Annotated in this window: 14 protein-coding genes; 12 read left to right on the top strand and 2 right to left on the bottom strand. The window is 63.5% G+C overall.

The window, feature by feature from the left end:
- Positions 1-7: 7 nt before the first annotated feature.
- The 6 genes from O9X62_RS03550 to O9X62_RS03525 all read left to right on the top strand — a co-directional run bounded on the left by O9X62_RS03550 (position 8) and on the right by O9X62_RS03525 (position 8,769).
- Positions 8-1,081, top strand: coding sequence for a LysM peptidoglycan-binding domain-containing protein (locus tag O9X62_RS03550; protein WP_269531388.1), 1,074 nt, complete (start codon positions 8-10; stop codon positions 1,079-1,081).
- Between the two features lie 50 nt (positions 1,082-1,131).
- Entirely contained in the window at positions 1,132-2,223 is a 1,092-nt protein-coding gene (dprA, locus tag O9X62_RS03545) for a DNA-processing protein DprA (protein WP_269531387.1), read from the top strand.
- 28 nt (positions 2,224-2,251) lie between these two features.
- Entirely contained in the window at positions 2,252-2,713 is a 462-nt protein-coding gene (locus O9X62_RS03540; RefSeq protein ID WP_269531386.1) for a DUF494 family protein, read from the top strand.
- Between the two features lie 160 nt (positions 2,714-2,873).
- Complete coding sequence (topA, locus tag O9X62_RS03535; protein ID WP_269531385.1) at positions 2,874-5,195, top strand: type I DNA topoisomerase; 2,322 nt, start codon at positions 2,874-2,876, stop codon at positions 5,193-5,195.
- A gap of 102 nt (positions 5,196-5,297) precedes the next feature.
- Positions 5,298-7,898, top strand: coding sequence for an EAL domain-containing protein (locus O9X62_RS03530; RefSeq protein WP_269531384.1), 2,601 nt, complete (start codon positions 5,298-5,300; stop codon positions 7,896-7,898).
- A gap of 112 nt (positions 7,899-8,010) precedes the next feature.
- Positions 8,011-8,769 carry a 1-acyl-sn-glycerol-3-phosphate acyltransferase gene (locus O9X62_RS03525; RefSeq protein WP_269531383.1) on the top strand — a complete coding sequence of 253 codons (759 nt, stop codon included), beginning with the start codon at positions 8,011-8,013 and terminating at the stop codon, positions 8,767-8,769.
- 15 nt (positions 8,770-8,784) lie between these two features.
- Here O9X62_RS03525 and O9X62_RS03520 read toward each other — a convergent pair whose 3' ends face one another.
- Positions 8,785-10,797 carry a site-specific recombinase gene (locus tag O9X62_RS03520; RefSeq protein WP_269531382.1) on the bottom strand — a complete coding sequence of 671 codons (2,013 nt, stop codon included), beginning with the start codon at positions 10,795-10,797 and terminating at the stop codon, positions 8,785-8,787.
- A gap of 119 nt (positions 10,798-10,916) precedes the next feature.
- On the opposite strand from O9X62_RS03520, the gene O9X62_RS03515 reads away from it, so the two are divergent.
- The gene (locus O9X62_RS03515) at positions 10,917-11,225 is read left to right on the top strand and encodes a SelT/SelW/SelH family protein (protein ID WP_269531381.1); all 309 of its coding nucleotides are present in this window, start codon (positions 10,917-10,919) and stop codon (positions 11,223-11,225) included.
- 91 nt (positions 11,226-11,316) lie between these two features.
- A complete protein-coding gene (locus O9X62_RS03510; protein WP_269531380.1) occupies positions 11,317-11,634 on the top strand; it encodes a YMGG-like glycine zipper-containing protein in 318 nt (105 codons plus the stop codon).
- 42 nt (positions 11,635-11,676) lie between these two features.
- On the opposite strand, the gene O9X62_RS03505 is transcribed toward O9X62_RS03510, so the two are convergent.
- Positions 11,677-12,444, bottom strand: a complete 768-nt coding sequence (locus tag O9X62_RS03505) for a TlyA family RNA methyltransferase (protein WP_269531379.1) — start codon at positions 12,442-12,444, stop codon at positions 11,677-11,679.
- Positions 12,445-12,598: 154 nt separating this feature from the next.
- Between O9X62_RS03505 and O9X62_RS03500 the strand changes: the two genes are divergently transcribed.
- The 4 genes from O9X62_RS03500 (at position 12,599) to O9X62_RS03485 (ending at position 19,965) form a co-directional block, all read left to right on the top strand.
- Complete coding sequence (locus tag O9X62_RS03500) at positions 12,599-14,380, top strand: GspE/PulE family protein (RefSeq protein ID WP_269531377.1); 1,782 nt, start codon at positions 12,599-12,601, stop codon at positions 14,378-14,380.
- A gap of 214 nt (positions 14,381-14,594) precedes the next feature.
- Positions 14,595-15,326: a translesion DNA synthesis-associated protein ImuA gene (gene imuA, locus O9X62_RS03495; protein ID WP_269531376.1), complete on the top strand. Its 732-nt coding sequence runs from the start codon at positions 14,595-14,597 to the stop codon at positions 15,324-15,326.
- Complete coding sequence (locus tag O9X62_RS03490) at positions 15,250-16,797, top strand: DNA polymerase Y family protein (protein WP_269531375.1); 1,548 nt, start codon at positions 15,250-15,252, stop codon at positions 16,795-16,797. The genes imuA and O9X62_RS03490 overlap by 77 nt, the downstream gene beginning before the upstream one ends.
- Positions 16,798-16,842: 45 nt before the next feature.
- Positions 16,843-19,965 carry an error-prone DNA polymerase gene (locus O9X62_RS03485; RefSeq protein ID WP_269531374.1) on the top strand — a complete coding sequence of 1,041 codons (3,123 nt, stop codon included), beginning with the start codon at positions 16,843-16,845 and terminating at the stop codon, positions 19,963-19,965.
- Positions 19,966-20,050 lie beyond the last annotated feature (85 nt).

The following is a 20,050-nucleotide window of genomic DNA, read 5'->3' as shown; positions in this document are numbered from 1 at the left end:
GCCAACCATGCGCCCGTCCGCACTCCGCGCCCGCCTGATTGCCAGCCTGCTGCCTGCCGCCATTATAGCGCTGAGCCTCACCAACCCGGTTCGGGCAGATGAATTGCGCCTGCAGGACAATGCACCGGAACGCTATATCGTCGTCAAGGGCGACACCCTTTGGGACATTTCCGGCAAGTTCCTCAAGGATCCGTGGAAGTGGCCGCAGATCTGGAACATGAACAAGGACGAGATCAAGGACCCGCACTGGATCTATCCGGGTGATGTGATCGTGCTCGATACCAGCAGCGGCTCACCGCGACTGCGCCTGCTGGGCAATGACAAGAACGACGCGCTGCGCGCCAACGCCAAGCTCGACCCCCGCGTACGCATTACCCAGTTTGAATCTCAGGCCGCACCGGCCATCCCTGCCCGGGCCATCGAGCCTTTCCTGTCCAAGCCGCTGATTGTGGATGAGAAGGAATTCGCTGCTGCGCCCAGGATCGCACTGGGTCAATCCGATCACGTCAGCCTTACCGTGGGTGACCGTGGCTACGCTGTCGGTGTGAGCGGCCAGCCGGGCGATCAATGGCAGGTATATCACGGCGGCAAAGAGCTGCGAGACCCTGTCACCAAGGAACTGCTGGGTTATGAAGTGATGTATGCCGGTGAGGCCGTAACGCGCCAGGTAGCGGATGTCAGCACCATCAGCATCACTTCGGCCGCGCAGGAAATCACGGTGGGCGACCGCCTGATCCCGCGTCCGCGCCGCGAATTCATCAATTACATCCCGCGCGTGCCCGAGCGCGATGTGCAGGGCCAGATCATTTCGATCTACGGTGGTGTGCAGGACGCCGGCTCCTACACCACGGTTGTGATCAACAAAGGCGAGCGCGACGGACTGGAGCGGGGCCATGTCCTGCTTGCCTTCAAGGCACCACGCCAGATCAAGAAAGAAAAGCGCTCCGATGAAGGCCGCCTGACGCTGCCGGAGCGTAATGGCCAGATCTTCATCTACCGTGTCTTCCCCAAGGTATCTTACGGGCTGCTGCTCAATAACCCTGAACCGGTCACGGTTCGCGATATCGTCCGCAAACCCTGATTCTTCCTTCTGATAGCACCGGGGCATTCAGCCCCGGTGTCGTTTCCACCGTGCGTGATTCCGACAGTGAAGACTGGCTGCGCCTGACGCTGGTGCCCGGCATCGGCACTGTCACGACCTTGCGCCTGCTGGCAGCATTCGGCACGCCGGCGCATGTCATCAACGCCGGGGGCGCGGCGCTGGCGCAGCATCTGACGCCCCGCCTCTGCGAGGCCTTGCGTCAAGGACCCGATCCCGATCTGCTGGCACGTACGCTGGCCTGGCTGGCACACGACGAGAACCGCCTGATTACGCTGGCTGATCCGGATTACCCGCAGAGACTGCTGCAAATAGCTGATCCGCCGCCCGTGCTCTATGCCAAAGGCGCGCTGGCCGACCTGAACGTGGCCGGGCTCGCCATTGTCGGCAGCCGCCATGCCACGCCACAAGGCATCCAGAATGCCGAGGCCTTCGGGCGCGATCTGTCGCAGCGCGGCTGGTGCATTGTGTCCGGGCTGGCGCTGGGCATTGATGCGGCGGCGCATCGCGGGGGGCTGGCCGGGTCTGGTTCAACGATCGCCGTTGTCGGCACCGGCCTGGATATCGTCTATCCGTCCCGTAACCACGCACTCGCGCATGAGATTGCTGCCAGTGGCGCCATCCTGTCCGAGTATCCGCTGGGCACGCCTGGCCGTACCGGCAACTTCCCTCGTCGCAACCGCCTTATTTCGGGCCTGTCGCGCGGGGTGCTGGTGGTGGAGGCGGCACTGCAAAGCGGCTCCTTGATTACGGCGCGCGAGGCGGCCGAGCAGGGGCGCGAAGTATTTGCAATTCCTGGTTCCATCCATTCGCCTCTCGCAAAAGGTTGTCACCAGTTGATCAAGCAGGGTGCCAAGCTGGTCGAATCCGCGGTCGACATACTTGAAGAGTTGGGCGATGCCGCCATCGGCCCGCCCCGCCGTTCGTCGCCCGAGCCCGCGCAGCCTCTGGATGCGGAGACCACCGCCCTGCTTGCCGTGCTGGGGTACGACCCGATTGATATCGATACCCTGACGAGTCGGGCCGGCTTGACGCCCGACCGGGTGTACGCGATGCTGTTGACGCTTGAACTGGCTGGGCAGCTTGCCCGGCTGCCGGGTGGCCGCTATCAGCGGCTCGCCTGATGAAAGTGGCACTATCCCGAGGTTTTCCGTGTTCGACGTCCTGGCCTTTCTATTCGAGCAGTATTTCTCGCTGGAGAACTGCCCTGATCGCTCAACCCTGGCGAAGCAGCTGACTGCGGCTGGCTTTGACGAGGATGAAATCGACGAGGCGCTCGACTGGCTCAATGAGTTCGACGAGCTCGACACCAAGGCCTATGCCTTGCTTGACGAGCGCGGCGCCGCCTTGCCGCGCGTGCTGCATCCGCGCGAGGAAGCTCGCCTGACCCCGGAAGGCCAGTCACTGTTCCATTACTTGTCGAGTTCCGGTGCGCTGCGCACTGGTCAACGCGAGCTGATCATCGATCGCCTGATGCAGAGCACCGCCGTCAATGTGGATGCCGAGGCGGTCAAGCGGGTGGCGCTGATGGTGCTCTGGCGCCAGGGCGATGATCTGGCCAATCTGTTGATCGAAGAGCTGCTGTTCAGCGGTCTTGACGGGACGATGCACTGAATCGTGCACGGCATGCGCCTGCTCCCGTCCGGCGCGGCGCATGGAAAAATCCTGTTGTCCTGCCTAAATTAGCCCTAACATCGCGGCCCAACCCGAGCAATCGGGTCAAAGGGTTCGTTGACCCTGACTTATTCATCCTGCTGCTGCACGCGGAGTCCGCATGGCCGACAACCTGCTGATCGTCGAATCGCCTTCCAAGGCCAAGACCCTCAAGAAATATCTGGGCAAGGATTTTGAAATCCTCGCTTCCTACGGCCATGTGCGCGGACTCGTGCGCAAGGACGGTTCGGTCGACGTCGATCACGGCTTTGCCATGAAGTACCAGGTGATCCCCAAGAACGCCAAGCATGTCGATGCCATCATCAGCGCCGCCAAGCTTGCGCAGAATGTCTATCTGGCAACTGACCCGGACCGCGAAGGCGAGGCGATCAGCTGGCACTTGCTGGAAATCCTCCACGGCAAGAAGGCACTCGACAACAAGCTGGTCAAGCGCGTGGTGTTCCACGAGATCACCGAGGGCGCCGTCAAGGCAGCGGTGGCCAATCCGCGCGATGTGGACAGCCATCTGGTCAACGCCCAGCAAGCGCGCTCGGCACTCGATTACCTGGTGGGTTTCAACCTCTCGCCGCTGCTGTGGCGCAAGGTGCGCTCGGGCCTGAGTGCCGGTCGTGTACAGAGCCCGGCACTGCGCCTGATCTGCGAGCGCGAGAACGAAATCCGCGCGTTTACCGCGCAGGAGTTCTGGACCCTGCATCTCGATAGCCACAAGGGCAAGACGGCCTTCTCGTCGCGTCTGAACGAATGGCGCGGCAAGAAGCTTGATCAGTTCGATGTGCCCAATGAGTCCAGCCACGCCGAGATCCTCGCGGCCCTGCAGGGCAAACCGGCCTCGGTCGCGAATATTGAAAAGAAGCGTAAGAGCCGTAACCCGGCCGCGCCGTTCACGACCTCGACCATGCAGCAGGAAGCCGTGCGCAAGCTAGGCATGACCACCGACAAGACGATGCGCACCGCGCAGCAGCTGTACGAAGGTATCGCGCTGGGTGATGGTACGGTCGGTCTGATCACCTATATGCGTACCGACTCGGTGGCGCTGGCCAATGAGGCCTTGGGCGAGATCCGCGATTACATCGGCCAGCATTTCGATGCCGAGTCGCTGCCGGCTAACCCGGTCATGTTCAAGAACAAGTCCAAGAACGCCCAGGAAGCGCACGAAGCGATTCGTCCGACCTCGATCTTCCGCACGCCTGAGTCGGTCAAAGCCTACCTCAGCGGCGAACAGTTCAAGCTCTACGAGATGATCTGGAAGCGCACGCTGGCCTGCCAGATGGCACCGGCACGCTTTGATACGACCAGCGTCGACATCGCCATGGGTGAGGGCGTGTTCCGCGCCACCGGCCAGGTGCTGGTGTTCGCCGGCTTTCTGGCCGTGTACGAAGAAGACGTGGACGACGCTGAAGATGAGGACAACGCCAAGTTGCCCGCGCTCGAAGTCGGCGAAGCCCTGCCGACCGACAAGCTCTATGGTGAACAGCACTTCACCCAGCCGCCGCCGCGTTTCTCGGAAGCCAGCCTAGTGAAGGCGCTCGAAGAGTTCGGCATCGGTCGCCCCTCGACCTACGCGTCCATCATCAAGACGCTCAAGGATCGCGAGTACGTCAATCTCGACAAGAAGCGCTTCACGCCCACTGATACGGGTGAAGTCGTCAACAAGTTCCTGACCGAGCACTTCAGCCAGTATGTGGACTACCAGTTCACCTCCAAGCTCGAAGACAAGCTCGACGAAATCTCCAACGGCGAGCGCGACTGGGTGCCGGTGATGGAGGAGTTCTGGACGGGCTTTTCGCAGCAGGTCGAGGAGAAAAAGGCCCTCAAGCGCTCCGAAGTCACCCACGAAGCGCTCGACGAAGCCTGCCCCAAGTGTCAGAAGCAGCTCACCGTGCGCCTGGGCAAACGCGGCCGCTTTATCGGTTGTACCGGCTACCCCGAGTGTGACTACACCCGCGACATGAACGAGACGGCCGAACAGAAAGCCGAAGCCGATGCCGAGATGCCGCAAGTCATCGAAGGTCGCCTGTGTCCGCTCGATGAGGGGCAGCTGGTGGTCAAGGCCGGCCGTTATGGCAAGTTCATCGGCTGTGCCAATTACCCCAAGTGCAAGCACATCGAGCCGCTCGAAAAGCCCAAGGACACCGGTGTTACCTGTCCGAGCTGCAAGCTGGGTACCTTGAGTGAGCGCAAGTCGCGTTACGGCAAGCTGTTTTACAGTTGCAACACTTATCCCAAGTGCACTTACGCCACCTGGAACCCGCCGATCAACGAGACCTGCCCGAAGTGCCAGTGGCCGGTACTGACCCTCAAGACCACCAAACGCAAGGGTTTGGAGAAGGTGTGCCCGCAGAAGGAATGCGGTTACGCGGAACAGGTGCTGACGCCCGAACAGGTTGCGGCACAAGCCGACGCAGCAGACGCCGAGGCCTGAGCCAGCGCATCGCGTGCAGTGCAGCATGGCCCGTCAGCATGAAGCGCGGCGTTCCGGAGTAAGATCGCCGCTCTCCCCTACCGGGGGCAGGAGAGACTTCGCATGATGCCCGTACGCCAACGTGATGACGCATCGCCCACCGTGGGCGCCATCACCCGCGACTATCTGGAGGCCCTTGAGGCCGCCGGGCAGCTTATCGGCGAGTCCGATAGCGATGCACTCGGTCGTGCACTGGCCGCCATCGGCAGGGCGACCGGTGCCGATGGTGTGGCCTTGTACCGGCATCCCGTAGGGGGCTTGCGGGCCGAGCAGGTGGGCACCTGGATCGGAACATTGGCGATACCCGGCATGGTCAATGCCGGCATGGCCAGACTGGATTACCGTCTGTATCGTGATCTGCACGAGACCCTGCAGGCCGGCCTGATGCTGGAGCGCCGTGTCAGCGAGCTGCTGCCCGCCACGCAGGTCATGCTGGGCCCGCTAGGGGTGCAGCATCTTCTGTGCGTGCCGCTGTTCGATGCGGGTGAACTGATCGGTTTTGTGGCCCTGGTGTTCCTGGGGGTGCCCCGACCACGCATTGCGGGCGAGCCCCGTCTGCTCGCCACCCTGACCAACTATCTGTCACTTGCGCTGGTGCGCGCAGATGCGGAACAGCGCAGTGCGGTGAACGCCACCCGGCTGGCCACGCTGGTGGGGGCGACCGAAGACATGGTCTTTGAGCTCAGCGCCGAGGGCGTGGTCGTCAACGTCTGGTCGCACCATCCCGCCCTGCCTGAAAAGAACCTGATCGGCCTGCCCATCGACCTTGCCTTCCCGCAAGACATGGCTTGGGCGCTGGGACAGGCCCTGCCGCGTGCGCTGGCATCGGAAGCGCGCGAGCAATTCGAATTCACCTTGCCGCGCCTGGATGGGGTGATCTACTGCATAGGCCGTCTGCAAGCGGTGCCCAGTGAAGACGGTAGTCACCGCCATGCCGTAGCGCTGGTACGTGATGTCACCGAACTGATGCGCGACGAGGCCCGGCATCGCGCCATGGTCGAAACGCTGGATTTGCTTGAAGAGGCCGTGGTTGAGTTCACCGAGACCGGCATACTCACCCAGCTCTCGGCCGCCTGGGCCACCTTGCGGCTGGATCACGGCGCCAGCCAGCGCGAGATCGGTCAGCCGCTGAATCTGTTTGTGGAAGCCGAAGACCATCGCCAGCTGGACCGCGTTCGCGCCGAGGTGCTCGCCAGTGGCGAGTCTGGCAGCGTACGCTTCCGTTTACGCCGTAACGGTGCCGAGCCGATCTGGCTGGAGGCCCGTCTCCTGCCCAACTGGGGTGCCAATGGTGAAGCCCAGGGCTTGCGCGGCATCCTGCGCGACGTGACCGACGCGCACCTGACCGAAACCCATATCCGCCAGCTGGCGCTCTACGACGGCCTGACCGGCCTGCCCAACCGGGTACTGCTCGATGACCTGATGCACCAGGCGCTGGCGCGCGCTAAGCGCAACGGCACGCGGGTGGCGCTGGGCTTCATTGACCTGGATCACTTCAAGCAGATCAACGACGCCTTCGGTCACCATGCGGGCGACCAGGTGCTCGCCACCATGTCGCGGCAAATCCGTGCCGTACTGCGCGAGGAAGATGTGCTGGCCCGTTGGGGCGGGGACGAGTTCATCGTCATCCTGCCGGATCTGGCCGATCTGGCCACGCTGAGCCAGGTGGCCGAACGCCTGCGCGAGATTGCCCGCCAGGGTGTGGTGCTCGAAGGCATCGAAACGCGGCCCACCATCTCCATCGGTATTGCCATTTATCCCGACAATGCCGAAAGTGCCGAATCCCTGCTGCGTGCGGCCGACACCACGCTGTATCACGCCAAGGCCATGGGCCGGAACAATGTGCAGTTCTATGGCGACATCGTGCATCTCAAGGGCCTGGGCCGTGAGCAGATGGCGATCCAGACGCGGCTCAACCAGGCGGTGCTCAATAACCAGTTACAGGTGTTCTTCCAGCCCATCGTCAACGCACGCACGGGCGAAGTTACCTCCATCGAGGCCCTGGCGCGCTGGCATGATGACCAGATCGGCTGGATTGCGCCGCAGGTGTTCATCCCGCTGGCCGAAAAGCTTGGCCTGATCAGCGAATTGTCCGAGCAGATCACCGTGCAGGCGCTGACCAAGCTGCGCGGCTGGCGCCAGCGCGGGCTCAAGCAGCCGCTGGCGCTCAATGTGTCGCGCAACCTGCTGTTCTCGCCGCGTTTTGTGCGCAATCTCATCGACACGGTGGCCGAGTACGATCTCAAGCCCGCCGACGTGATTGTGGAAGTGACCGAAAGCCTGGCGCTGACCGATCAGGCGCGTCAGTCGCGCCATTTGCTGATGCTGCATGAATCCGGATTCCGGATTGCCATTGATGATTTCGGCACCGGCTACTCCTCGCTCTCGCAGCTGCACGATATGCCGATCGACATCCTCAAGGTCGATCTGAGCTTCACCGCCCGCCTCAACAACGAATCGGGCCGCCGGGTCATGCAGGCCATTGTGCAGATGTCGCATGCACTGGGGCTGGATGTCGTCGTGGAAGGGGTGGAGACACTCGAAGCCGCCCGCTTCCTGCAGGGCTTGGGCGTGGAGCGCATGCAAGGCTTCCACTTCAGCGAGCCGGTGCCCGCTGGCGTCTGCGAGCTGCATATGCAGCTGGGTCTGGACGGTAAAATATGAACCCGCGCTGCCGGTGCCCGTTTTCCGGCGCCGCGGCGCCCCAAACACCGGGTATCAGCGCCGCGAGGCAGCCTCGCCCGCGTTCCTGAGCACCTCATTCAAAGCCATTCCCATGCTCCACTATCCGCTGCGCGCCGTTCAGGCGCTTTACAGCCTGTACGTCGGTCTGATGTTCATCAGCTGCGTCATGGCCGTCATGCCGTTCTATCTGCTGGCCCCCGTGCTCAGCGAGCGGCAGTCGCTGACGCTGATGTATGCCGTCAATCGCGGCATCATGCGGCTATGGTCCTGGCTCACGCTGATCCGGGTGCGAGTGGAAGGGCAGGCCGCCTGGGAGCCGGCACCAGTCATTGTCGGTAACCACTGCAATATGCTCGACATGCCGGTCTGTGCGATTGCCTGCGCCCGGCCGGTCAAGGTGCTGGCCAAGCAGGAATTTGCGCGCATCCCGGTGCTGGGTTTCCTGTTCCGCCGCTTTGCCGTGCTGGTCGAGCGCGATTCGTCCGAGAGCCGCCAGCGCAGTGTGACCATCCTCAATCAAGCCCTGGCCGAGCAATGGCCGGTGTTCATCTTCCCAGAGGGCACCCGCAATCGCGGCGATACACCGCTGCAGGATTTCCGTGATGGCCCGTTCCGTGTGGCGGTTCAGGCCCAAGTGCCTATTCAGCCCTTCGTGCAGATCAATATGCGCGGCGTGCAGATGCTGAATTCCTTGTTGTTCCGCCCGGGAAAGTTGACCTTCCGCTGGCTGCCGCCGGTACCGACGGCAGGCTTGGGCGAAGCTGATCTACCCGCGCTGCGTGAGCGCATCAAGGCGATGATCGAGGCGGAGTTGCGCCGCGATGATCCCGCTTTCTGCGCTCGCCCCTGACCCGGTCAAACCCGCTCAGTGACCGGCGGAGGTCGTGGGTGCGGCCTCCCGTGGCGCCACAAAAAAATGCTGGGGCTTGCGTACGAAGCGACGTAGAACTCGCCCCATCAGGGCCGCGCCATCGACAAAGCGCGTACGACGCGATCGGAGCGCCACAAACAGCGCCAGACCAAAGCTCACGGCCAGATTGGTGAACCCGATCAGGGCAATGCCGACCAGTGAAGTCAGCCAGGTTTGCCAGCTGAGCTGGAAATCCAGCGCCACGGCGGCATAGGCCAGATTGGCCGACGAGAAGGTGATGTGGCGGATGTCCAGCGGCAGGCCAAGCAGGAAGCCGATGGTACCCATGGAGCCCAGCATGATACCGAAGAAGAAGTTACCCGCCAGCGCGCCGAGATTGTTTTCCACATAAGCACAGAAACGTCCCCAGCGGACCTCGCCAAACAGTTTGCGGGGCCAGCGTCGCTGCATCAGCCGGGCCGGTATCTGGTTGTAGACCGCCTTGTTGTCGTAATAGCCGGAAATCAGCCCCGACAGGAACAGGCAGACACCGGCAATGGCGGCATGCGGGAGTGCCAGACTGCGGATGGGGTCGAGATCATGCAACAGATGGTGAGCTTTTTCGGGGCTCACCCACACCTGCCCCAGCCCGTATTGCACCCCCAGTGCAATCAGCAAGGCGGTCGGCATGGCTATCAGCACATTGCCGAGTATGGCCACGAACTGGGTACGCGCCACCGCCTCGATCAGCTCGGCAATCGCATCCAGCCGGTCGCCGCTGGTCTTGGTGTGCTGCTCGATATCGGCCGCGATGCGTGCAGCGGTCATCGCTGGTTGTTTGGTCGCAATGGTGAAATGCAGCACATGCACGAGCATGAAGCCCAGCGAGTAGTTCATGCTGTAGGCAAACGCCTCGATCAGCGGCGCAAGCTTGAGCTTGGCCAGCAGGATCTTGATCATGGCCATGAAGCCGACGATGAAACCGGCCCCCATGGCCGACTTGGCCATCGCCAGCCACTCGCTGCGGGTGCCGGCAATGTAGTGCTCGCCAGTGCGCCCCGCATGTTCGGTGATCTGCAGGGCTAGCAGATCGGTATTGGTGGCAAACAGATCGCGCAGGCTGGTCTTGCGGTTGTCCGCTTCGACAAGCTGCTTGAACAGGCCGATCAACCGCAGTGGTCGCTCCGCGGCATGCTCGGGGGCCAGCAGATCAAGCAGGAGGTGCAGGCGCGCCAGATGCTGGGTCAGACGCACCATCAGATAGGTGAGACTGACACTGACACCTTCGCGCGCTGCCGTTTTGCGCAAACGGGCGATGATTTCCTCGCACTGGCTTAGCAGTACCCGCACCGGCGCATCGTCCTCATGCGCCAGCGCAGGGTCAAACTCGCGTGATTTGTAGCGTTCGAGGTAATCGCGTAGCGCGACGTTCTGGGTCAGGAAGGGGGATTCGAAGCGCTCGATGGCCGGATGGTTGCGCACCAGTTCGGGCTCCAGGCCGATTGCCGAGATCCGGTACGACAGCACCTGTGCGGCCTCGACAAGCTCAAGGCGGATGCTGCGCGCATCGCCGTCAGAGCCCGTTTCCTGCCAGGCCATGGCTTGCCAGACTTCGAGCCAGACAGAGTCGGGCACGGCCTGCACCCAGATGAAATCGTCGTGACGATGAAAAATGCGCCCGAAGGCATCGCGCAGATAGCTGTCTTCGTAGGCAGGGGGCAGCAGCTTGGCGCCCAGGCGGCGGCTGAAGGCGCTCCACAGGCCTTCGTTGGAGAGGATGCCGGTATCCGTATACAGATGAACCTGACGGCGCGTGCCGACCAAAGTCAGCAGCGCCTGACGCAGCGTATGGCGGTAGCCTTCATGGCGGGTCAGCAAAAAGGCCAGCGAGCGCAGGGCGTTGATGGCGTTATTGGTATCGTCAGCGCGACGTGGCCGCAGGGCGGCGATCAGCTGGGCAAAACTGTCCGGGCTGGGGTCGTGGCCCAGTTGCTGGAGTGCATGGTCGAGGCGGTCGTTCAGATTCATCGGCGGGCTCTCCTCGGTTTGTCGTGAGCAGCTCGGGCGGCTGCGTAGCCTGTGGCAAGATAGGCTTCCCGTCGCCTGTCTGTGCAGGTGTTGCAGTGTAACCATTTGAGTGCCGTTTCATGCCATTGCCCCGGATCGAAATCCACTACTGCACCCAATGCCGCTGGCTATTGCGCGCCGCCTGGCTGGCACAGGAACTGTTATCGACGTTCGAGCAGGAGATCGGCGAAGTGGCGCTGCAACCCGGCACGGGTGGCGTCTTCGAGATTCGGGTTGATGGTGTGATCGTATGGGAACGCAAAACCGACGAGGGGTTCCCGGACGCCGCCGCACTCAAGCAGCGCGTGCGCGACCGGATTGCACCCGATCGCGATCTCGGCCATAGCGACAAGCACGCACGCAAGAGCGCTGCTGCGGACGAAAAATGAGTCGCCGACTGTCAGGAGTTCACATGTGGTTCAGCCTGTGTGGCGTTACAATGGCGCACGTATTAGCTGAAACTTATCCGGAGTGCTGAACATGCTGAACAAAACCCTGAGCCTGGTGGCCTTGCTGGCCCTGTCCTATCCCGCGCTGGCCAGCGACAGTGGCGCCATTGTCGGCGGCGCGGTCGGTGGTGCTGCTGGTGCTGCAATCGGCCAGAAGATTGACGGCAAGAACGGCGCCATCATCGGCGCTGCCATTGGTGGCGCCACGGGTGCGGCCATCGGTGCCAAGTCTGACAAGCCGCAAACCCACGTCGTGGAAAAGCGCGTGATTGTCGTTGAGCACGACGATCATCCCGGCCGCGGCAAGAAAAAGGGTCATCGCAAGCACAAGCATCACCACCACGACTGATTGTCTGTGGCATGAAAAAAGCGGCCCGAAAGGCCGCTTTTTTCATGGCTGCGTCGCCAGCATGAAGAATTCGTGATTACCGTCGCCACCGGTTATCGGGCTATCGAACCAGTCATCCACACGCAGCCCCAGTGAGCCGGCACACTCGCAAAGGCGGGTCTTGACCTCGGCATACAGTGCCGTATCGCGCACCAGCCCGCCCTTGCCCACATTATCGCGGCCCACTTCGAACTGCGGCTTGATCAGGCACAGCAGGCGCGCGCCGGGCTTGGCCAGCGGCACCAGTGCCGGCAATACCAAGGTCAGCGAGATGAACGAGAGATCGGCCACGATCAGGTCATAGCCCTCGCCATCATTGGCTTCCAGCAACTCGGCGGCATCCAGCGAGCGTGCATTGACGCCCTCGAACAGGGTGACGCGTTCGTCGTCCATCAGCTGCGGGTGGAGCTGGCCGTGGCCCACGTCCACGCCGACCACATGGGCTGCGCCAGCCTGTAACAGGCAATCGGTGAACCCGCCCGTGGAAATGCCGGCGTCGAGGCAGCGCCAGCCGCGCACCTGGAGCCCGGTGTGGGCCAGGGCGCCCGCCAGTTTGAGACCGCCGCGCGAGACATAGGCATCGGCATCATCGGGCTCGACCTCAATCTCGGCATCGGCCAGCAGCTTCTGGCTGGCTTTGCTGACCGGCATGCGGCGGCCTGCCTCGATGACGGACACGCGTCCGGCAGCAATGTACTGTTGAGCAAGGGTGCGCGAGGGGGCCAGGCCCAGCTCGGCAAGCAGGATATCGGCGCGGATCAGATCAGGCATGGCGGGATTTTACCCTGTATGCCGTGATCCAAGACGGCTCATTGCCGGATCGCAGATCCGTGCAAGGTCGAGCGTGCCGCGACAAATTGCGTCAAACCGGCTTAAATACAGGACTAACCTGCTTTTGCTGCCCTTGAGGGCACGCTTCCTGCCCATGAAGAAATTCCTGCCTGTCCGCGGTCATGGCGATTATCGCCTCTCAGTCAAAGCGCTGGTCGAAGCGCTGGTTGATGAAGGCCATGTTGCTGCCGCCGAGGCCGAGGCCTTCCTGATTCCGGCGCGTACCTCGGCGCACGGCAAGACGCACCCGTTCCTGTCGATAGCGCTGCAGAACTGGCGCAGCGCCAAAACGGACGAACTGCTGGATGTGGAATGGCTGGGCCGCTGGCTGGGCGCACGCATCCAGCTCGATTGGTTTCATATCGATCCGCTCAAGATCGATGTGGCGGCGGTCTCCGGCGTGGTCAGCCACGGCTATGCCAGCCGTTCAGCCATCCTGCCTGTGGCGGTGGATGCCACCTCGGTCACGCTGGCCACGGCCGAGCCGTTCGTGCGCGATTGGGAAGACGAGCTGGGCCGCATCCTCAAGCGCGAGATCAAGCGTGTACTGGCCGATCCGGAAGCCATTGCCCGCTATCTGCCCGAGTTCTATAACCTCTCGCGCTTCGTCAAACAGGCGGTGGCGCAGAGCGGCACGCAAAGCCCCACCGCCAACTTCGAGCAACTGGTGCAGCTGGGCCGCACCGGTAATGTCGATGCCAACGATCACCATATCGTCGCCTTGGTGGACTGGCTGTTCCAGTACGCCTTCTCGCAGCGCGCGTCCGATATCCACCTCGAACCGCGCCGCGAGGCCGGCCATGTGCGCTTCCGCATCGATGGCGTGCTCTATTCGGTGTATCAGGTGCCGCCCTCGGTGATGGTGGCGCTGCTGTCGCGCATCAAGGTGCTGGGTCGCATGGATCTGGCCGAGAAGCGCCGCCCGCAGGATGGCCGCGTCAAGACCAAGTCGCCCGATGGCCGCGAGATCGAACTGCGGCTTTCCACCATGCCCACGGCTTTTGGCGAGAAGCTGGTAATGCGGATTTTTGACCCGGCCATCCTGGTCAAGGATTTCACCGCGCTGGGCTTCGGTCCCGATGACGAGAAGCGCTGGCAGGGTTTTGTGCGCCAGCCGCACGGCATCGTACTGGTCACCGGCCCCACGGGTTCGGGCAAGACCACCACGCTCTACACCACGCTCAAGCAACTGGCGACCGAAGAGGTCAATGTCTGCACCGTCGAAGACCCGATCGAAATGATCGAGCCTTCGTTCAACCAGATGCAGGTGCAGACCAATATCGACCTGAACTTTGCCGAGTGCGTGCGTACGCTGTTGCGCCAGGACCCCGACATCATCATGGTCGGCGAAATCCGCGACCGCGAAACCGCCGACATGGCCGTGCAGGCTGCGCTGACCGGTCATCTGGTGCTCTCGACCCTGCACACCAACGATGCGCCCAGCGCGATCACCCGTCTGCTCGAACTGGGCGTGCCGCCCTTCCTTGTCAGCGCCACGCTGGTGGGCGTGATGGCGCAGCGGCTGGTGCGCACGCTGTGCCCGCATTGCCGCCAGAGCGCGCCGGTTGACGATGTGCAGTGGAATGCCTTGGTGGCACCGTGGAAGGCGCCCGCACCCAAAGGTGCTTACCGCCCCGTGGGTTGCCTGGAGTGCCGCAACACCGGCTATATGGGCCGTGTGGGTCTTTATGAAATGCTCAGCGTCAGCAACGAGCTGCGCCGCCTGATTGCCGGCGGCGGCGAGCCGGGTGTGCTGCGCGAACAGGCGATCAAGGATGGCCTCAAGCCGCTCAAGCTGGCGGGTGCGCAGAAGATCGCCGCAGGCCAGACCACGCTCGAAGAAGTGGTCAAGGTTGTCCCTTCCGACCAGTTCTGAGCCACATCCGCCCAGTCGTCTTGCCGTAAACGTGCCCACCAAACCGTAGGGTGCAATAAGGCGCCAGCCGCATTGCACCAAGGCCAGATGTATGGCCCGCATGCCGCAAGCGCGAACCTTTACTTGGGACGGATGGAGGCTCCTGAAAAAGTCGCTTGCAAAGAGAACTTTCGTTCACTAGCATAGGTGAACAAATGTTCTCTTTGGTGCTGCCATGACAACTGCTCTGAACGATCTGCTCCTGCATCCCGGTATCTGGCGTGGTGATGGCTACACCGCCGCGCTGCCGGAAGTTACCGATTGCGACCACGCTGCACTGGCACCGGTACTGCCCGGTGGCGGCTGGCCCAAAGCCGCGGTGACCGAAGTGCTGGTCAACCGCGCCGGCTGTGGTGAACTCAAGCTGCTGTTGCCTGTGCTGGCGCGTCTTACCCAGGCCGGCCAACAGGTTGTACTGATTGCTCCGCCCCATATCCCCTACGCCCCGGCCTGGCAGGCTGCCGGCGTGGATCTGCGCCGCCTGACCTGGGTGGCCGCAGAAAGCGACGCCGATGCCCAATGGGCGACCGAACAAGCGCTGCGCGAAACCGGCTGCGGTGCCGTGGTAGCCTGGTTCCGCCAGTCGCTGAGTGATCGCTGCGCGCGCCGCCTGCAACTCGCGGCCGAGCAGGGTGGTGGCCATGGTTTCGTCATGCGCCAGGGGGCTGCCGAGCAGGCTGCATCGCCATTCACCCTGCGTCTGGGCGTGGAATCGGTAGCCGGCGGTGTGGCCGTGCGCGTGCTCAAGCGTCGCGGTGCGCCACATGACCGCCCGGTTTTCCTGCCGCATACCGCCCCTACCCGCCAGCCTGTTCCCGTGACTGCCCATCATGCTGTGGCTCGCGCTCCACTTTCCGCATCTGCCGCTCGAAGCGCTGCAAGCCGGCCTTACGCCTACGTCGGCTGAGGCTGGCGCATCGGTGCGCGGTATCGAGGCGGATGCACGGGTCCAAGAATCGCCACTTGCCGTGCGTGCAGCCTTGGCAGGAGCCCCGCAGGTAGATGATCAGCACGGCCTAGCCCAGCCGCTGGCCGTGAGCGAACGACTGGGCAGGCAGGAAAAGGTGGTGCTGGCGAATGCAGCGGCCCAACGTCTGGGTGTGCATGCGGGTTTACGCCGTTCTGCAGCACAGGCATTGGCGCCAGATTTGCGCCTGCTGGCCCGCCAGCCCGAACAAGAAGCCGCGCTGCTGGAAACGCTAGCCTGCTGGGCCATGCAGTTCTCGCCAGCGGTCAGCCTGCATCCGCCACAAGGCGTGCTGATCGAGATCGAAGGCTGCCTGCGTTACTTTGGGGGCTTGTCCTGCCTCTGCGCGCAGATCGCCAAGGGAATGCCCGGATTGACGCTGCAAACCCGCGCCGCCCTGGCACCCACGCCGTTGGCTGCCGCCTGGCTGGCGCGGTTTGCCCGCGCGGGCAAACTCAATGCGCCGGGCAACTGGCGACGCCGTCTACTGGCCTTGCCCCTTGCCCAGCTGCCCTGGCCCGCCGAGATACGCGCCAATCTGGACGAGCTGGGTTTACGCCGCCTCAGCGAGCTACTGGATTTACCACGCGATGGACTGGCATTGCGGCTGGGCCCGGACTGGCTGACCCAGCTCGACCGTGCGTTGGGTGCGATACCTGATCCGCAAACTGCCTTTACTGCGCCCGATCACTTCGCGCGCAGTATCGAACTGGGCTGGCCGGCCGAGCAGGTCGAGGCGCTGGGCTTTGTCGCTCGCCGTCTGCTGCAGGAGCTGGCGGCGTTCCTGCTGGGGCGTGGTTTGGGTGTGCAGCAGGTGGTGTTGCAGCTGGTGCACGAACGCAGCCAGCAGACGCAGATCCGCATCGGCTTCGGCAAACCCACGCGCTCGGCCGATGCCATGCTCGCCATCGTGCGTGAGCGCCTGCAGCGCGAGCAGTTGGCCGCACCCGTGCGCAGCCTCGGCCTGCGTGCCGATACCCTGCACCGGCTCGACAGCAGCCCGATCAGCCTGCTCGGCAATGGCCGTGATGAAGCCGATCTGGACTTGCTGCTGGCGCGGCTGACTGCCCGGCTGGGCGAGGGCGCGGTGCGCTCGCTGGCTTGCGCCGCCGATCACCGCCCCGAATACGCCTGGCGTAACGCGTCCACCTTGCCTGAGCGCACGCCGTTGGCACCGCGCCCCGCCTGGCTCTTGCCTGCACCACTGGCCTTGAACACGCGCGACGAGCGTCCTTGGCATGGCGAGCCGCTGACCCTGCTGACCCGCGCCGAGCGGATTGAATCCGGCTGGTGGGACGGCGATAGCGCGAGCCGCGATTACTTTCAGGCCGAAGGACCGTCGGGCCGGCGCTATTGGCTATACCGGCAGCGCAGCGATGGCGGCTGGTTCCTGCATGGCCTGTTTGCATGAGCACTTGCTGCTCATGTCTTTCGACCCGAATGTTTCTTTGCGGCCATGCTGCCCGATTACGCCGAACTCCACTGCCTCTCCAACTTCAGCTTCCAGCGCGGCGCATCGCACGCCAGCGAGCTGGTGGCGCGTGCACAGGCATTGGGCTACCGAGCGCTGGCCATTACCGATGAGTGTTCATTGGCCGGCATAGTCCGTGCCCATGTCGCGGCCAAGGAGGCCGGCCTGGCGCTGATCGTCGGCAGCGAATTTCACCTCGATGACGGTTTGCATCTGGTGTTGCTGGCACCGGACCGCGAAGCCTATGGCGATCTGTGCGAGCTGATCACGCTGGGTCGCCGTCGCGCCCACAAAGGCAGCTACGCTTTGGCGCGTGCCGATGTGGCGGCGCTGTCTGCCAACTTGCTGGCGCTATGGGTGCCGCCCTCGCAGCCTGGCTCGCAGGATATGGCCGATGCACACTGGCTTGGCCAGCAGTTCGGTGACCGGGCCTGGCTGGCGGTGAGCTTGCTGCAGGAAGGCGACGACAGACAAAAGCTCGCCCGCCTGCAAGCACTGGCGGCGCAAGCAGGTTTGCCCTGTGTGGCAACGGGTGACGTGCACATGCACGTGCGTTCTCGCCGCGCCTTGCAGGACATGCTGGTGGCCGTGCGCAGCGGCAAGCCGGTTGCCGAGTGCGGCTACGCGCTGTTCCCCAATGGCGAACGCCATCTGCGCAGCCGGCTCACGCTGGGCCAGCTCTATCCGTCCGAGATGCTGGCCGAGACCCTACGCATTGCGGATCGCTGCCACTTTGATCTCGACAGCCTGCGCTACGAATACCCCGAGGAGCTGGTGCCCGACGGCACCACGCCGGACAGCCATCTGCGCGCGCTCGCGGAAGCCGGTCTGCAGCGACGCTTTCCGCTGGGTGTCTCCACCGCTGTACGTACGCAGCTGGAGCATGAACTGAGCGTCATCGCCGAGCTGCACTATGCGGCCTTCTTTCTGACCGTCGAAGACGTGGTCCGCTTTGCGCGCAGCCAGGACATCCTGTGCCAGGGCCGCGGTTCGGCAGCCAACTCGGTGGTTTGCTACGCGCTGGGGATTACGGAGGTAAGACCCGAGGGTGAAGCCAGCATGCTGTTCGAGCGCTTCATCTCGGTGGAGCGCAATGAGCCGCCCGATATCGATGTGGATTTCGAGCACCAGCGCCGCGAAATCGTGATCCAGTATCTGTATGCCAAATACGGCCGTGATCGTGCCGCGCTGGCAGCCACGGTCATCAGTTATCGCTCGCGCAGTGCTTTGCGTGATGTGGCCCGCGCGCTGGGTTTTGACGAGGAGCAGCTCGACCGGCTCGGCAACACGCTGGCCTGGTGGGACAAACCGGCCGATCTGCCGCAGCGGCTCCAGGAGGCGGGCTTTGACCCTGCGTCGCGCACCGTGCAGTGGTTGATCCTGCTGACGGGCACGCTGCGCGGTTTTCCGCGCCACTTGTCGCAACATGTGGGCGGCTTTGTGTTCTCGCGCGGGCCGCTGCACCGGCTGGTACCCATCGAAAACGCCGGTATGAAAGACCGCACGGTGATCCAGTGGGACAAGGACGACCTCGAAGCCATGCGCCTGCTCAAGGTCGATGTACTGGCACTCGGCATGCTCACCGCGCTCAAACGCACGCTGGACATGGTGACGCAGCTGCGCGGCCAGCCGATGACGCTCGCCGATATCCCGCGTGACGACGCGGCCACTTACGACATGATCTGCCGCGCCGACACCGTGGGGGTTTTCCAGATTGAGTCGCGTGCGCAGATGGCGATGCTGCCACGGCTCAAACCGCGCGGCTTTTACGATCTGGTCGTCGAAGTCGCCATCGTGCGGCCCGGTCCGATCCAGGGCGATATGGTGCATCCGTATCTACGGCGGCGTAATGGTCAGGAAGCTATCGACTACCCCGAAGGCGGTATCGATGCCGACAAGGTCAAGGCCGTGCTCCAACGCACGTACGGCGTGCCGATATTCCAGGAGCAGGTAATGCAGCTGGCCGTGTACGCCGCCGGCTTTACGCCGGGCAAGGCCGATCAGTTGCGCCGCGCGATGGGGGCCTGGCAGCGCAGTGGCAAGATGGGCACCTTCCACGATGAATTGTTCGACGGCATGGCCAAGCGCGGCTACGCCCCCGAGTTTGCCGAGCGCATCTGGAAGCAGATCGAGGGCTTTTCCGAATACGGCTTTCCCGAGTCGCACTCGGCCAGCTTTGCGCTGCTGGCCTATGCCTCGTCCTGGCTCAAGTGCCATGAGCCGGCCGCGTTTACTTGCGCGCTCCTGAACAGCCAGCCCATGGGCTTTTACGCGCCCAACCAGCTGATCCAGGATGCGGCGCGGCATGGCATCGTGTTCCTGCCGGTCGATGTGCAGCACAGCCACTGGGATTGCCGCCTCGAAGGCGAGTCGCGCCCGGTGGCGGGACACAGTCGGGCGCAGCCCGCCGTGCGTCTGGGTTTGCGCATGGTGCGTGGCTTGGCACAGGCGGTGGGCGAGCGGATTGCCGAGGTGCGTGGCGCAGGCAGCTATGCTGGCCCGCAGGACCTGCAACGCCGCGCGGCGCTCGATAGCCGCGCCCTGGGTTTGCTGGCCGACGCCGATGCCTTGGCCTGCTTTGGCGGCACGCGCCGGCAGGCGCGCTGGCAGGTCGGTGGCTTGAGCACCGTGCGCGATCTGGCCGATGTGCAGGACGTGGCGACGCCACTACCGGCCCTGCCGCAAGCGCGGATCGGCGAAGAAATACGTCACGACTACCAGCGTCTGGGTCTGAGCCTGCGCGGTCATCCGTTGGCCTTGCTGCGTGAGCGCTTGCGCCATGAGCGTTACCTGAGCGCCGCCGAACTGGCCCAGTCCCCGGATCGCAAAGGCGTGTGGGTCTGCGGCATGGTAGTGGGCCGGCAGCGGCCGGGTACGGCCAGTGGTGTGGTGTTCGTGACGCTGGAAGACGAAACCGGGAATGTGAATGTGGTGATGTGGAACCGCATCGTCGAGCGCCAACGCACCATCTTGCTGGGTGCCAGGCTGATGGCGGTGTTCGGCATGGTGCAGCAGCAGGATGGCGTGTTGCACCTGATCGCACGTCGGCTAGTCGATAGGTCGGACTGGCTGGGCAGCCTGAGCGTGCAGAGCCGCGACTTCCACTGAACCGCCGCGAAGCCGGACAGACTTGCCGACCGTCACGCCGATGCAGCATTGTGGCCGCGACACGCTTACCATAGCGCCCCAGTTG

Origin of the sequence: Chitinimonas sp. BJYL2, from assembly GCF_027257935.1 — a bacterium.
GTDB lineage: Bacteria > Pseudomonadota > Gammaproteobacteria > Burkholderiales > Chitinimonadaceae > Chitinimonas.
The sequence above is the reverse complement of the archived record's forward strand: the minus strand, read 5'-3'. Positions and strand labels throughout refer to the sequence as shown.

Excerpts from the sequence above, each read along its gene's own strand:
- O9X62_RS03510 (WP_269531380.1), top strand. The coding sequence starts at position 11,317 with ATGCTGAACAAAACCCTGAGCCTGGTGGCCTTGCTGGCCCTGTCCTAT.
- O9X62_RS03490 (WP_269531375.1), top strand. The coding sequence starts at position 15,250 with ATGCTGTGGCTCGCGCTCCACTTTCCGCATCTGCCGCTCGAAGCGCTG.
- topA (WP_269531385.1), top strand. The coding sequence starts at position 2,874 with ATGGCCGACAACCTGCTGATCGTCGAATCGCCTTCCAAGGCCAAGACC.
- O9X62_RS03500 (WP_269531377.1), top strand. The coding sequence starts at position 12,599 with ATGAAGAAATTCCTGCCTGTCCGCGGTCATGGCGATTATCGCCTCTCA.
- O9X62_RS03550 (WP_269531388.1), top strand. The coding sequence starts at position 8 with ATGCGCCCGTCCGCACTCCGCGCCCGCCTGATTGCCAGCCTGCTGCCT.
- imuA (WP_269531376.1), top strand. The coding sequence starts at position 14,595 with ATGACAACTGCTCTGAACGATCTGCTCCTGCATCCCGGTATCTGGCGT.
- O9X62_RS03515 (WP_269531381.1), top strand. The coding sequence starts at position 10,917 with ATGCCATTGCCCCGGATCGAAATCCACTACTGCACCCAATGCCGCTGG.
- O9X62_RS03525 (WP_269531383.1), top strand. The coding sequence starts at position 8,011 with ATGCTCCACTATCCGCTGCGCGCCGTTCAGGCGCTTTACAGCCTGTAC.
- O9X62_RS03505 (WP_269531379.1), bottom strand. The coding sequence starts at position 12,444 with ATGCCTGATCTGATCCGCGCCGATATCCTGCTTGCCGAGCTGGGCCTG.
- O9X62_RS03520 (WP_269531382.1), bottom strand. The coding sequence starts at position 10,797 with ATGAATCTGAACGACCGCCTCGACCATGCACTCCAGCAACTGGGCCAC.
- O9X62_RS03485 (WP_269531374.1), top strand. The coding sequence starts at position 16,843 with ATGCTGCCCGATTACGCCGAACTCCACTGCCTCTCCAACTTCAGCTTC.
- O9X62_RS03530 (WP_269531384.1), top strand. The coding sequence starts at position 5,298 with ATGATGCCCGTACGCCAACGTGATGACGCATCGCCCACCGTGGGCGCC.